The following is a 13513-nucleotide window of genomic DNA, read 5'->3' as shown; positions in this document are numbered from 1 at the left end:
AGAAAATATGAAAAAATGGAAAATGGTTTCAGCAGCTGTCTTTACGGCATCCGCATTAATGATGACGGCACCTCAGGCAAGCAGCGCCCATGAACATATCCCTTATATCTTTACTCTGCCTGAGTCCGGTATTGTAAAAGAAGGCACACGTGGTGAAAACGTTAAAATCATTCAGCGCTCCTTAAATGAAGCAGCAGAAGCAGCGTTAACAGTCGATGGTATTTTTGGCCCGAAAACAACGAAAGCCGTCTATTATTATCAGACAGCTAAAAAAGAATTAAAAGCAGACGGAATTTACGGACCGAAAACACATGAGGTTCTATCAGTAGAAATCAACACATTCGGTCTTCCGAATACGATTCTTAAGCCCGGCAGCAGAGGCAGCGACGTTTTAAAACTTCAGCAAGGCTTAAATGACATTGGCTCAGGGCTTGTGGAGGATGGGGTTTATGGACCAAAAACAGAAGGAGCCATCCTTAAATTTCAGCAGCGCTTTCCAGATCTCGCGGATGATGGGATTTACGGTCCTAATACAAGAGATGCGCTTGAGAAGGTTTTGAATGACTAGTTAGAATAACTTGAAAAAGGACTTCACATGTTGAGGTCCTTTTAATTTGTATAAAGGTACCTATGGTTATAAACCTCACATACAAAAAAACAGCCCTGTCATAAGGGCTGCCCGGACAATTATATGGATTATGCTTTGCGAACGTTAGTTGCTTGAAGTCCACGTTGACCTTGCTCAGTTTCAAATGTAACTGATTGGCCTTCTTCTAATGTTTTGTAGCCTTCGCCTTGAATAGCTGAGAAATGAACGAATACATCTTCTCCACCTTCAACTTCGATGAATCCAAAACCTTTTTCTGAGTTAAACCATTTTACTTTACCTTGTTCCATGTTATGTTGCCTCCTAGTGTGTAAACACACAATGTATTACTATTCTTGTTCATGTTCATTTCAATCAAGACGTAAGCTTTTTGAAACTTGTACTGCGAACAAAAATAATTCTCCTTCATCATAACAGTTCGACATGTGAATAGCAATTTTATTTCAAATTTTTCCTATTAAAACACATAATGGGGAATTAATTCCTATATATATACACTTCATTTTCTAATTTTGCACATCTATTATACCAATGTGCATCCTGTACTTTTTCCGCAAAGAAAAAAGCCTCCATTTAAAGAGGCTTCCCGCTTTTAACTAGCAAATATAAGCTGAACCAACAATAATCAACAAAATAAACAAGACAACAATCAATACAAAGCTGCTTCCATACCCGCCGCATTGAACAGGGTAAGAAGGATAAGAACATCCGCAGTCATAACCGTACATGAAAAAACACCTCTTCATTTTGATTTTCTTTACAGTCTTACTTTATGAGGTAGGTGGTTGTCTCGTATGTGCATTCGCCTATTTCCTGAAAAAAGAAAAAAGATCTTTAAATCAAATTCTTAAAAATGTTCTCCTGTTCCAACACTTTTATAAATCCGAGCTTTTCATAAAAAGCTCTGGATGGAGCTTCATTGACCGTAATGAGGTAGGCACAAGCCGCTCCGAGCTGCTTTGCCTCATTCAAAAGACATTTCATAAAAGATGATCCGTATCCCCTGCGCTGATATTCATCCAAAATCGCAACCTCTTCAATTTTTGCAATGTTTGTGACAGGCGAAATGTAAAGCTCCGCGCTGCCGATCGGAACTCCCTCTTCATAACAGACATAAAGCCTTATTTTTTTGGAAAGGTAAAATGGTTTTTTCCGCTTCATTTTATTTTTTGCGAAAGAGGCGCTTATATGTCTGGCATCGTAGAGCTCCATTGCACGGCATGCATCCTGAAGGGCATCACCCTCGCCAAGCTTTGTCATGATTTTGCTGCACGTCTCCACTTGAATTAAATCATGAAAATAATACAAATCCAGGTCGCAAAAGTAGTCTTCTGATGTTAAATAAGACAGCATTTTTTTATCTACTCTTGCATTAAAAGGCAGCTTAACATGGATGAAACTGCGATTTAGAGCATGTCTTGATGCTGCAAGCACTTCTCTTAAAAGAATGGGATGATAAGGAGTCGTCATTTTTGCAAAATGATGACTGTACATCCCTTTCAGCGAATCATCCCTGAAAGCTTTATAAAGCGCAGTATCTTTCACGCGGCAAAATAATTGCAGATACTCTTCTTCTGCTGTATCCAGCTCTTTAGAAAAATTCATCATTTTAGCCATTCATCGGTTCGAAATACTCAATCCACTCACCGTCTGGACCTTTAAAGAAGAGATACTTCGCTCCATTTGGCAAAGTTGTAATTTCATCAAAAATAAATTCTGCTCCAAGTCCCCGCAGTCTTTCTTCTTCGGATTCAATATCGCTTACCTTAAAAGCAACATGATGCACCTTTCCTTCAGCTGGAAGATTTGGATTGTACCCTTCAATCAATTCTACGATTATGGAATGATTCACTCCTAAAAAAGCAAGCTTCAATTTTCCATCTGTATGTAAAAATCGGTCCATCAGTTCAAGCCCTGCAACAGTTTGATAAAACTCAATCGATTTTTCGATATTTGCTACTTGTATCCCAACATGTTCAAATCCTTTAATTGCCATAGTGATCCTCTCCTCGTGAAGTCGTTTATAAGATTATATCAAATTCCTATGACTCTATCAGAAAAGGATGATTTTTCAGAGTAAAAATTCCACAGCACATTCGGCGCATCATAACTGTATACATTTTGTATAACTTTTGTTTATATTCAATGCAAGGACTCATGTCCAACAAATTAAAAGAGGAGTGGAAAAATGAAAAAGATCTTTTCAATGATGGCAGCAATGGTTTTACTTTTGGCATTGGGTACAGGAGTTTATGCAGCAGAGAATGATGCTATGGTAAGAATTGTACATGCTTCTCCAGATGCCCCGGCAGTTGATGTTGTTGTAGACGGAAAAACAGTTGTTGAAGGCGCAGAGTTTAAAGCAGCAACAGATTACATGATGGTTCCTGCAGGCGATCATAAAGTAGAAATCTTTGCAGCAGGCACAGTTGCTGAGGGAGAACCTGTTATCTCAGCAGATTTAACAGTAGAAGCAGGCATGACTTACACAGCTGCTGCCATTAACAAGCTTGATTCACTAGAATTAAAAGTATTAAACGATGACAATATGGTTACAGAAGGAAAAGCGAAAGTGCGTGTTGCCCACTTATCACCTGATGCTCCTGCTGTTGATGTAGCAGTTAAAGGCGGAGATGTTCTTTTCCCTGGTGCAGAATTTAAAGGTGTAACGGATTACATCGAAGTTGACCCTGAATCATATGACTTAGAGGTAAGAGGTGCTGGGACAGAGGATGTTGTTCTTGACCTTGCCGGAACAGAACTGAAAGCTAATATGGCTTATACAGTTATCGCAGTTGGGTTTGCTGGCGGAGAGCCTGCTTTAGAAGTGCTTGTTCTTGCCGATCCTGCAATGATGCCTTCTGAAATGCCTAAAACCGGCATGGGCGGCACATCCGCTGCTGACACCACTGACTATCTTCCAATCGCAGCAGTATCTATTCTTGGATTAGGTGCTCTGATGGTATATGGCTACAAGAAAAAAGCAAGCAGCCATTAAAATCGCTGCCCTGTTCCTGCTTTTGTCCGGATGTGCAGACGATGAGGAAGTCATTCCTGTAAAGATTGAAAAACGAACTGAACAAGCGCCGGCGAAAGCAAGCTTTCAGCCGGACAATGCACAGTCTTCTGAACAAGGAATCATTCCTGTACGAATCGTTGTCCCATCCTTAGACATTGAAGCGAATGTCGAATCTGCCGGTCTGACTAATGACGGGACGATGGAGCTCCCCTCCGATGACAAGCTGACAGCCTGGTATGAAAATGGTGCCCGGCCAGGCGAAAACGGAAACTCGGTCATCGCCGGTCACGTTGACAACAAAACCGGACCCGCTGTTTTCTTCCGCTTAAAAGACATCGAACCCGGTGGAGAAGTCATTGTATACGGCAAAAATGGTGAAGAGTTAACATTTGTTGTACAGGATAAAAAAGCCTACGCGTATGACGATGCTCCACTGCCTTCTATCTTTGGATTCAGTCAGGAGAAGAAGCTGAATTTAATCACTTGTACGGGGACGTTTGACCGAACGGAAAAGACGCATCTTGAGCGGCTGGTAGTCACCGCTAAACTTAAAGAAACATCTTAAAAGACAGCTTCAAGGCTGTCTTTTTTGCGGTCTAAATCATGTACCTGATATTGCCTTTTCGCTCATTCACTTCCTGCCCAAAAAATAAGGACAGCCCGCAGGCTGTCCTTATTTTTTATTGAAACAGAACCAAATATTTTCCGTAACCCTCTTTTTCAAGGTCTTCTTTCGGAACAAACCGCAGCGCTGCAGAGTTAATGCAGTATCTGAGCCCATTTTGTCCTGGACCATCGTTAAAAACGTGTCCGAGATGAGAATCTGCTGATTTGCTTCTGACTTCTGTCCGGATCATGAAATGTGAAAAATCTTTTTTCTCTACAACTTCATGGTCTGTAATCGGCTTGGTGAAACTTGGCCATCCGCAGCCCGCATCGTATTTGTCTGTTGAGCTGAAAAGCGGTTTTCCGGAAACGATATCTACATATATGCCGTCCTGCTCATGGTCATAATATTCATTTTGAAATGGGCGTTCCGTACCGTTGTTTTGAGTGACTTCGTACTGAATCGGTGTTAATTTTTCTTTAAGATCGTTTTTGTCCCAATGATCTTTAATGTAAGCATCACGGCCTGAGCCTTTGCGGTACTGAGTATATCTTACAGGACTTTTTTGGTAGTATTGCTGATGGTAGTCTTCTGCTTCGTAAAACGGTTTGGCAGGCAGGATTTCAGTTACGATCGGCTTTTTGAAGCGGCCGCTTTCTTCAAGCTTTTTCTTGGATTCCTCCGCAAGCTGCTGCTGTTTTTCATTATGAAAGAAGATGGCTGTGCGGTAAGAATCACCGCGATCGTAGAATTGACCGCCGGCATCTGTCGGATCTATCTGCTGCCAGAAAAGATCAAGCAGCCTCTCGTAAGGAAAAATATCCGGATTGAATGCAATTTGAACAGCCTCGTAGTGGCCGGTTGTTTCGCTGCATACTTCTTCATAGGTTGGATTTTCTTTATGGCCGCCTGTGTATCCTGAAGTTACACTAATGATGCCCGGAAGTTCATCAAACGGCTGAACCATGCACCAGAAGCAGCCTCCTGCAAAAGCTGCAAGCTCTGTTTTTTTCTCAGTCATCTTATTTCCTCCTCTGCGTGAATCTATGCTCCAATTATATCATTTTCAGCTATAAATCCCATAATTCTGCTCTCTGACTCAGTTGTTCTTGACAATCTAAGTTTGTTTCATTACATTTAATGAATATTTAAGTAGATGAACAATTCTGTTCTCTATTGGTCTGCCCGGGAGGTTTAATCGTGGAAAATCGTGAACAAATGATGTATGAAATGGAATCTTTAATGAGAAATATCGTTCGGCAGCTCAGAAATGAAATAAACCAGGTTCTCAGCAATGTCCTGTCGCGAAACGAATTTATTGTTCTTAAAAGCTTAAAAGATAACGGACCGCTCAATTCAAGCGTTTTGGCAAAAGAGCTTGATGTTTCAGCAAGTCATATTACTACTGTAACGGATTCTTTGATTGGCAAAGACCTAATTACAAGAAAAAGGTCTCCTAATGACCGCCGCATCACCGTAATCGACCTGACTGATAAAGGCCATCTTGTATTAACCGAATTTGAAAGCAAGAAAACGGAATTTTTTTCAAAGCGTTTTGAATGCTACACAGATAAAGAGCTTTATCAGCTGATCCAGCTTTTCGGAAAGCTCGACCGGTCCAAATAATCAAGAAGCAAATACATAATCCTCCCTTGTTATGGAAAAAATACCCCTATAACGAGAGGAGGTTTCTCTATGACTGCACCTTACCTGTGTCCAAACTGCAAGACGAATCGAACCAGGTTTAACTTAATTGAACAGACGCCAAAGTCCGTCAAACTTGACCCTCAAACCGGAAGCGTTGTTCAGGAATTTTCTCAAGAAGCACTCGACCCTTTTCATTTAGCCTATAAAGGCCCGCATTACAAAGTGCAATGCGGCGCATGCGGATTAATTGAAGATGAACTCACGTTTGTGAAGCTTGCCGAATTGAATCAAAATTAATTGACCATTTTAAAACGCTTAGTGATCCTGGGCGTTTTTGCTTTTTTTACAAACGATTAAGGCAACTTCGATTATTGAGTTCGACTAAGTACTTAAATTATCTGTCTTGGCGCAATCCAAATCTTAAATGCAGGAAAACACAAAAACAGGGACTGAATTGACCATCCATTTAGTCCCTGTTTTAATCAATTATTGCTTGCCGTGTTTTCCGAGAAATTCAAAGATAATCTCCGTTACTTGTTCAGGCTCCTCAAGCATCCCCATATGTCCGCTGTTTTCAAGCACACGTTCTGTAATATGATTTCCCTTATGTAATAACGTTTTTTCAGCTGGGATAATCTGATCATTTCTGCCTGCAATAAGCAGAATGGGCAGATCTTCTTTTTTCAGCACTTCTTGCAGATCCTTCCGATTTTTCATTGCCTCTAAGGCTCCTATTGCTCCGTATTCAGAGGTTTTAAAACCGATTTGTTTTGCTGCTTCCACTTCACCCTTAAATTTCTCTAAGTTCTCAGGCGAAAATAACTTTGGAATTAAATCTTCTATAAATCCTTTTATTCCTTCGTGCTCAATGCGCTTGATTCCCTTTTCGCGATTAGCCTTACCGCCTTCATCATCTTGAAGAGCAGTTGAATGCAAAAGCGAGAATGAGTGGAGCATATCTGAAAACCTGTTTGCAAAAGCAAGGGTTACATAACCTCCGAGTGAGTGGCCGATCATGGTCACTTTGTCAATTTCGAGAACTTGAATTAATTTTGCAAGATCATCTGCCATTTGTTCAATCCTGTAATCACCTTTGGCTGTGCTTGAATGTCCATGACCTCTTAAATCGACAGCGATCACGCGATATTTTTCTGACAGTTCCGGAATCACTTTTTGAAAGTATTCGCGGCTTCCGCAAAACCCGTGCAGCAGAACAATACAATGCCCCGCTCCATCATCTGAATAAGAAAGTGTGACTTCTCCAACGTTTTGATCATAATGCTCCATGATTCATTCCTCCAGATTTAGACCTCAAGAGTAACCTACCCTACTTGCCGTTCCCTAAAACATGGGTCATTTCAATAAAAAAACTTGTGACATCCACCCATTCCCTCTCATATGTTAATGACGAATGAATAGATGGGAGTGCGCGAATATGAATGAGAAGAATAAATATGCTGAAAAAGCCATGATGTACGATATGCTTGCGCAATTTTATAAATACAGCGATCCAGAAAAGCATGTCATATATTATCAGAAACATTTAAATGCCATGCAAAAATGGATCTACAGCATGCAATACCATACAGCACGTTTGCCTCAGGCTCAACTCGAGCCCGGAATGTCGAGAGTCAGAGTAATTCATGCATCTCCAGACGCACCGGCTGTCGATATTTATGTTAACGGGAAACTGACCCTGCAAAATGTGAAATACAAGGAGATCAGCGATTACCTCACATTGCCTGCCGGCCAATACCGGGTCGATTTATATGCTGCCGGAACAACAAACCGCCCTGTCCTGTCTGACATGTATATGCTTCTGCCAGGCATCACATATACGATAGCAGCTGCAGGAAATCTATCTTCTTTAAGACTGAATCCATTTGTTGACAGAACGTTCGTCCCTGCAGGAGAAGCCAGTGTGAAATTTGTCCACTTATCTCCTGATGCTCCTTCGGTTGACATTGCTGTAAAAAATGGCGACGTCCTCTTTAAAGATGTTCCATTTCTTGAAGCGACCAAAAATATTAAAGTGACTCCCGGAAAAATGGATTTGGAAGTGCTTGTGGCCGGAACAGATAATGTCGTTCTGACGGTTCCTAAAGTTCAATTTAAAGCAGATACGGTCTATACGATTTTTGCTGTTGGATTTGCTAATGGAACTCCACAGCTGGAGGTTTTGGCAGCTATTGGATAAAACAGCCGTTTTTTAATAATTTGTAAAATTAATAAGCGAATGTAAAAAGCATGTTCAGTTTTCGTAAAATTGACATTTTCCCTCCAAAAATCGATTATGATGAGTTTGACCAGCAGACATGCAGGTTAAAAAATCTCATTCAGATAGGTTACAAGGGAGGAAAAAAGAAAATGAAAAAAGATATGCTATTAAAAGTCGGGGCTTCTTTATTGGCAATTTCATTAATGACTGCTTGTAACGACACAGAAACGGATGCACCTGAAGAAGACACCACGGAAGAAACAGAAGGTACTGAAGAAGAAACTACTGAAGAGGGTACTGAAGAAGAAACAACAGAAGAAGCACCTGAAGAAGATGGCGCTGAAGAAGAAACTGAAGAAGGTCAATAATAAAAAAGGTATACAAAAAGGAGGCACCCCGCCTCCTCTTTGCAATCTATCAACTGTTTTTCTGTCTTTTCTTTTCATCTTTTAAATGAAGAGAATAGACGGCTGCACTCAGAAATACCGCGCAATAAGAAACATTCATGAACACTTCATCTGTTTTTTCCTCTGCATACGCAAAATATGCAATTCCGCCAAAGTACATGGAAATGAATAAACCTGCTGCACTAAATAGCATAAATACATCTTTCATTCACATCACCTCTTTTAGTTTTTCTTTTCATCGATAATCTTGGCCTGTTCATTTTCATATGCCACTGTATAAGAAGCTCTATATTTCTGCTCAGTTTTTTTGCCGTTTTGTTTTACCTCAGCGATAATGTCTGCATTTACTAGAATTTTTTCCCCGTCTTTTTCTGTTTTGAGATGATTTATTTTAATAGATAATAGATCTTTAAACTGATTTCTGAATGCTTCATATGACATTTCAGACTGCCAGCTGCTCCCTATTAATGAGTAGGCCGTTACATAGTCGTGGAAGTCAAGGCTCTCTATGTAGTAGCTGATTAAGTAATCAGCTGTTTCTAACTTTTTATTTTCACTGATTTTCTCTGAATCGTCAAGACCCAGATTGGCAGGAAGTGATTTCATCGGATTTTGAGACCAGCTTTCTGCGAGCGGGAGGATATCTTCAATTGGTATGCTGAATCCGATCTCTCCTTCTTCCATTCTCGCAGAATTCACTCCGATTACTTGTCCATTATCCCTATCTAAAAGAGGGCCTCCGCTGTTTCCGGGTGCAATAGGAGCAGAAATTTGATAAACTCCAGAATACTTGTAGGGTGGAAGATCAAAATCACGATTTGTGCCGCTGATGATCCCTGTAGTAACAGTATTTTGGAACCCAAGCGGACTTCCAAGCGCCAATATTTCCTGGCCAAGCTCTGCATGATGATTCTTCGATATTTGCAAAGGCTCCTGATTCTTTAATCCCTCTGCTCTCACCAAAGCAACATCTGTCTCAGTGCTGATTCCAATCACTTTCCCGTCAAATCCTTTTGCATCCGTGGTTCTGATTTTAACATCTTTCACACCTGCTGCGACATGTGCGTTTGTGATGATGTCTCCTTTATTATTATAAAGAAACCCTGAGCCGACTGTTCCATCTTCAAGCTCCACCATGACAACCTTTTTTTGGGCTTCTCTGATGATTTCTTTTAAATCTAGTTCAGTCTTCTCCTGATTATCCTTATTTTCATGAAGTATTTCAGACTCAGCAAAAACATCTTCAGCTGCAGAATTTTGGATGTGTATGAAGCCAAAGACTCCTGCTGTGATAATTAGAATAGACAATGTAATGCTGATTAGCCAGTTTTTTTTCATAATCCTGCCTTTCTTTGATACCTTGCAATCTTATTTTTCAAAAAAATCAGCTTTGGTACCATGAAATATTTTCTATCTTAAATGTAACCTCTTCATTTACGCCATATGTGATGTGTTCAAATTCTGCTTCTTTTCCAGGCTTTAATTCATTTGGATAGACGTTTGTTTTGCCTCTTTCAATTTCTTTCCCATCTTTTGCTGAAACGGTGAATTGGACAGTTATAGAATGAATCGCGGATTTAGAAATGTTTTTTATTATCCCCGCGGTTATTGCATCCCCAAATTCATTACCTGTTACCTTCGTTTCTTGTACCTTTACTGTTTCTTCTTTTAGCTTTTTTTCTTCTTTAGCCGCTGTAACTGCTTTCTCAATTCTTTTTTCTTCAGCTTGTTCAAATGCAGATTTCTCAGAAATAATTTTATCTTTAAGGGATAAAAGCTTTTCATTATCCCCATCATACTGCAGGGCTTCATCCACTGTTACTATGGCAGAATTGAATTGCTTCTGGGATAAATCCTCTTCTGCATTCGATGACCCGATCATGACCATTTTAGATTTAATTTGATTTTTAACCATATCCGCTTCAGCAGCGTCAAGTACAGTAATTTCTTTTAGTTTTTCAGCCAGCTGTTCGATTGAATTCAGTTCATTTATTTGTTCTTTGATTTCTCCAACCGTTACATTCATGTCTGCTTTGATGAGTTCAGACTGCACCGCGCTGTAGAGCGGAGATGAATGTCCGCTGATGATTCTCGTTAAAAGATCAATCTCTTTAGAGGCTTTCTCATAGTTGCTATTTTGAATATGCTTTCTTATTTGTTCTAAATCCTGCTGATAACCCTGCATCTGTACAATCAGCTCTTTTTCCTGTTTCAGAACATCGTAATCCCTTCTTATTTGAATGCCCTGTTCAGCAAAGTGAAGGGCTTTCTTGTATTCTCCTGCTATTGCTGCCTGTTCCGTCTTTTTTTGAAGTGTGACTACTTTTTCATTTTTCGCAGCTTCGAGTTCATATGCAGCAAATAATAGACCTGATACCAGAGCAAAGCTTGCTGCTGGGAGTATGTATAATGATCGTTTAGATAAACGATAGAGTTTTCGTTCTTTGTCATCCATAAATACTCTTTTTCCGCAATGCGGACAGTAGTTTGAGAATGGTTCTATCTCTTTTTCACCGCAGTAATGACATTTCATGAAGGCTGCCTCCTTTGCCGGCATGTCCTGACCCGCCTGATTTCGACTAAATCTTTTCCTAGTATACATGCTTCATTTTGATCCTTCTACTCTGAATAAACCTGCTGAAAACACTGAATATAAGACTTATTTCCTATCTATAAAGTGATTGCTCTTGTGAAAAGGTTTGCTTTATAAACGAAGTTCCCATAATCTTTGATTTTTGATGCCGGCTATTTGGGGTACGGTGTCTTTTGAATCATTTTCAGGAAAAAGAAAACACCATATTCACAGAAGAATATGGTGTTTTAAACGTACTCAATTTTGAATATCCATCGGAACATAAAGTTTAAATTTAATATCATCATTTTTCAAATCAAATGATTCCGCTTTTGCGCGCAGATTGTTTTTAAATTTAAGCTCTGTAATTTGAACATCAATGCTTTCATTTTTGGGATCAATGTACACGTATTCCGGCAATGGATAAGTCTTTTTAATATAGCTCATAACATATGGAACCGGTATTGGGAGCCTGCCAATAGACAGCCGCTTCACCTTCAGCAGCATATTGCCGTCTTCTTTCACTTTTGGATCAAATGAAAGAGTAAGATCAACGTCTTTATTGAAGGCTTTTACGGTTCCGTATAAATTCACTTCTTCTTCAAGCTCGACGCGATAATTCAGCTCTTTTGCTTTTGCTTCTTTAACCAGGTAATAATTAATCAGCATATTAAGATCTTTTTTAGAAGAACTCACAGTAAAAGGAATAGTATCTGAGCTTGTCAGCTCCGGAGTCTCCGTTTTTGGCCGTTCAGCAGGCAAAAACGGTGATACGATTAGAAAAAGCAGAAAGATCAGGTTTAAGCTGAGTAAAACAATAAAGGCTATTTTCCATTTTCTCATTCAGTAATCATCCAATCTTTTTAAAGCTAGTCAGAGAGACTTGAATATACCCTGTCTGCTATTAATGAATACCCTGTTTCACTCGGATGAAACTCATCAATATAAAGAAGTTTCCCAACCGATTTAGAAGAAAAAAGGTCTTCCGTCGGAACGAATATGGCGTTGCCGTCCCTCATAATAATACGATTTGAAGCAAGGTTCCATTCTTCCACAATGGTATCAATTTCACTAAGCTCAGGAAGCATAAATTTAAAAGGGTTATATAAGCCTGTATATACGATGACTGCATCAGGATTTGCTGTTCGGACTGTATCCATGATTTTTTTGAACCGTTTTTCAAACAGAGGCTGTTCTTCGCGGTATGGTCCGAGCTCAAGATTCATAATATGATTGCGTGTAACCTTCATAATATCATTTCCGCCGATAGTCATCAAAATGATGTCGGCCTCTCTCAATTTTTCAATGACTTTTTCTTTCCCAAGAACTTTTATTAAATCAGTCGTTTTATGACCTCTTACACCAAAATTGGCCACATCAACAGACGAAATGTTTTCTTCCCGCTGCAGCAGATCGCTGACATCTCCTACATATCCGCCGTTATTATCGGCATCTCCTACACCAGCTGTTAATGAATCTCCTATAGCAACTACATTCAAATTACTGGGAACAAAGTTTTTGGGGATGGGTTCCTTCATCAGATACTCTTTATTAATAACCGGTTTTGAAGCCACATCAGCAGGTTTTCCTGATAAAGCATCACAGCCGGAGAACAGCATCACTAATCCCAAAAACAAAATAAACAGGCTTCGAATCGTCATCATCCCCTTTCATCGTTGTTTTAGCCTATGATTATATCATGTAATTGCGTACAGTTACAGAGAAAAACGAGTGGTAATAATGCTTGATTTTCAACCGTGAAGCATAAAAAAATCCGCAAGCAGCGGATTTTTTCATCATTTAATTTTTTTTACATCTTCAATAATTTCATCATAAGCGACATTTTCTACGCCATCATAGTCTTTCATAACCTTGCCGTTCTGATCAATTAAATAAAACAGTGTGCCGTGAATGACTTGGTCCTGTCCTTCAGGCTTCTGAACGATTGTTTTGAAGCTGCTTTTAGCAAAATTGTCGATTTCCTTCTGAGAATAACCAGTAAGAAAATCCCAATTTTCGAGGGATAAAGGGTATCTGCCTGCAAATTCTTTTAATTTCTCTGGCGTGTCAACCTCGGGGTCTACACTGAAGGATACTAGACGCACATCTAATCCCTCGTCTTTCAGCTGTTTCTGCAATTCTGTCATATGTGCCGTCATTGGCGGGCAAACCGTATCACAGCTTGTAAAAATAAAATTAGCTACCCATACTTCCCCTTTCAGGTCAGATAAACCGACTTTTTTCCCATCCTGGTTTATGTAGGAGAAATCATCAATTTCATAGTTAAGCGCACCTTTAATTCCGTTTGAGCCGCATCCTGTTAAAAGAGTAATAGCAAGTACAACTAATAGTATATAGTGTTTTTTCATTGAAGGTGTCACCTATCCTTTTCATCCATTATGAAAAGTTTAACAAAACATTCAAGGAATGGGAAGT

At 39.7% G+C, this 13513-nt stretch carries 19 protein-coding genes; 7 read left to right on the top strand and 12 right to left on the bottom strand.

Annotated elements, in window-relative coordinates:
* Positions 1–7: 7 nt before the first annotated feature.
* Positions 8–568 (top strand): peptidoglycan-binding domain-containing protein, encoded by a 561-nt coding sequence (locus ABEQ24_RS15825; RefSeq protein ID WP_430007679.1) that lies wholly within the window; start codon positions 8–10, stop codon positions 566–568.
* Between the two features lie 128 nt (positions 569–696).
* Here the strand turns inward: ABEQ24_RS15825 and ABEQ24_RS15820 are convergent, their stop codons facing one another.
* The 4 genes from ABEQ24_RS15820 to ABEQ24_RS15805 form a co-directional block, all read right to left on the bottom strand.
* Positions 697–897, bottom strand: a complete 201-nt coding sequence (locus tag ABEQ24_RS15820; RefSeq protein ID WP_070877768.1) for a cold-shock protein — start codon at positions 895–897, stop codon at positions 697–699.
* A gap of 306 nt (positions 898–1203) precedes the next feature.
* The gene (locus ABEQ24_RS15815) at positions 1204–1335 is read right to left on the bottom strand and encodes a YjcZ family sporulation protein (RefSeq protein ID WP_083328294.1); all 132 of its coding nucleotides are present in this window, start codon (positions 1333–1335) and stop codon (positions 1204–1206) included.
* 106 nt (positions 1336–1441) lie between these two features.
* A complete protein-coding gene (locus tag ABEQ24_RS15810; RefSeq protein WP_430007678.1) occupies positions 1442–2215 on the bottom strand; it encodes a GNAT family N-acetyltransferase in 774 nt (257 codons plus the stop codon).
* A 1-nt stretch (position 2216) separates the two neighbouring features.
* Positions 2217–2603: a VOC family protein gene (locus tag ABEQ24_RS15805; RefSeq protein WP_430007677.1), complete on the bottom strand. Its 387-nt coding sequence runs from the start codon at positions 2601–2603 to the stop codon at positions 2217–2219.
* Positions 2604–2795: 192 nt separating this feature from the next.
* Here ABEQ24_RS15805 and ABEQ24_RS15800 point away from each other — a divergent pair, with 192 nt between their 5' ends.
* Positions 2796–3605: a DUF4397 domain-containing protein gene (locus tag ABEQ24_RS15800; protein ID WP_430007676.1), complete on the top strand. Its 810-nt coding sequence runs from the start codon at positions 2796–2798 to the stop codon at positions 3603–3605.
* The gene (locus ABEQ24_RS15795) at positions 3574–4191 is read left to right on the top strand and encodes a class F sortase (RefSeq protein WP_430007675.1); all 618 of its coding nucleotides are present in this window, start codon (positions 3574–3576) and stop codon (positions 4189–4191) included. The genes ABEQ24_RS15800 and ABEQ24_RS15795 overlap by 32 nt, the downstream gene beginning before the upstream one ends.
* A 115-nt stretch (positions 4192–4306) precedes the next feature.
* On the opposite strand, the gene msrA is transcribed toward ABEQ24_RS15795, so the two are convergent.
* Positions 4307–5254: a peptide-methionine (S)-S-oxide reductase MsrA gene (gene msrA, locus ABEQ24_RS15790; protein ID WP_430007674.1), complete on the bottom strand. Its 948-nt coding sequence runs from the start codon at positions 5252–5254 to the stop codon at positions 4307–4309.
* A 179-nt stretch (positions 5255–5433) separates the two neighbouring features.
* Between msrA and ABEQ24_RS15785 the strand changes: the two genes are divergently transcribed.
* Positions 5434–5859, top strand: coding sequence for a MarR family winged helix-turn-helix transcriptional regulator (locus tag ABEQ24_RS15785; RefSeq protein WP_430007673.1), 426 nt, complete (start codon positions 5434–5436; stop codon positions 5857–5859).
* Between the two features lie 69 nt (positions 5860–5928).
* Positions 5929–6177 (top strand): DNA alkylation repair protein, encoded by a 249-nt coding sequence (locus ABEQ24_RS15780; RefSeq protein ID WP_430007672.1) that lies wholly within the window; start codon positions 5929–5931, stop codon positions 6175–6177.
* A 189-nt stretch (positions 6178–6366) separates the two neighbouring features.
* Here ABEQ24_RS15780 and ABEQ24_RS15775 read toward each other — a convergent pair whose 3' ends face one another.
* Positions 6367–7167 carry an alpha/beta fold hydrolase gene (locus ABEQ24_RS15775; protein WP_430007671.1) on the bottom strand — a complete coding sequence of 267 codons (801 nt, stop codon included), beginning with the start codon at positions 7165–7167 and terminating at the stop codon, positions 6367–6369.
* A 148-nt stretch (positions 7168–7315) separates the two neighbouring features.
* Here ABEQ24_RS15775 and ABEQ24_RS15770 point away from each other — a divergent pair, with 148 nt between their 5' ends.
* Together ABEQ24_RS15770 and ABEQ24_RS15765 are read left to right on the top strand one after the other, a co-directional pair.
* Positions 7316–8077, top strand: coding sequence for a DUF4397 domain-containing protein (locus ABEQ24_RS15770; RefSeq protein WP_430007670.1), 762 nt, complete (start codon positions 7316–7318; stop codon positions 8075–8077).
* 170 nt (positions 8078–8247) lie between these two features.
* Positions 8248–8466, top strand: a complete 219-nt coding sequence (locus tag ABEQ24_RS15765) for a hypothetical protein (protein WP_430007669.1) — start codon at positions 8248–8250, stop codon at positions 8464–8466.
* 49 nt (positions 8467–8515) lie between these two features.
* Here the strand turns inward: ABEQ24_RS15765 and ypmT are convergent, their stop codons facing one another.
* The 6 genes from ypmT to ABEQ24_RS15735 all read right to left on the bottom strand — a co-directional run bounded on the left by ypmT (position 8516) and on the right by ABEQ24_RS15735 (position 13446).
* The gene (ypmT, locus tag ABEQ24_RS15760) at positions 8516–8713 is read right to left on the bottom strand and encodes a protein YpmT (protein ID WP_430007668.1); all 198 of its coding nucleotides are present in this window, start codon (positions 8711–8713) and stop codon (positions 8516–8518) included.
* Between the two features lie 14 nt (positions 8714–8727).
* Positions 8728–9843, bottom strand: a complete 1116-nt coding sequence (locus ABEQ24_RS15755; RefSeq protein WP_430007667.1) for a S1C family serine protease — start codon at positions 9841–9843, stop codon at positions 8728–8730.
* Between the two features lie 46 nt (positions 9844–9889).
* On the bottom strand, positions 9890–11038 hold the full coding sequence (locus tag ABEQ24_RS15750) for an FxLYD domain-containing protein (RefSeq protein WP_430007666.1): 1149 nt from the start codon (positions 11036–11038) through the stop codon (positions 9890–9892).
* Positions 11039–11335: 297 nt separating this feature from the next.
* A complete protein-coding gene (locus ABEQ24_RS15745; RefSeq protein ID WP_430007665.1) occupies positions 11336–11920 on the bottom strand; it encodes a YpmS family protein in 585 nt (194 codons plus the stop codon).
* A gap of 26 nt (positions 11921–11946) precedes the next feature.
* Positions 11947–12741: an SGNH/GDSL hydrolase family protein gene (locus tag ABEQ24_RS15740; RefSeq protein ID WP_430007664.1), complete on the bottom strand. Its 795-nt coding sequence runs from the start codon at positions 12739–12741 to the stop codon at positions 11947–11949.
* A gap of 132 nt (positions 12742–12873) precedes the next feature.
* Positions 12874–13446 carry an SCO family protein gene (locus tag ABEQ24_RS15735; protein WP_430007663.1) on the bottom strand — a complete coding sequence of 191 codons (573 nt, stop codon included), beginning with the start codon at positions 13444–13446 and terminating at the stop codon, positions 12874–12876.
* Positions 13447–13513 lie beyond the last annotated feature (67 nt).

Source organism: Metabacillus idriensis (genome assembly GCF_050483325.1).
Lineage (GTDB): Bacteria > Bacillota > Bacilli > Bacillales > Bacillaceae > Bacillus_P > Bacillus_P idriensis_A.
This window is presented reverse-complemented; position numbering and strand designations above follow the sequence as displayed.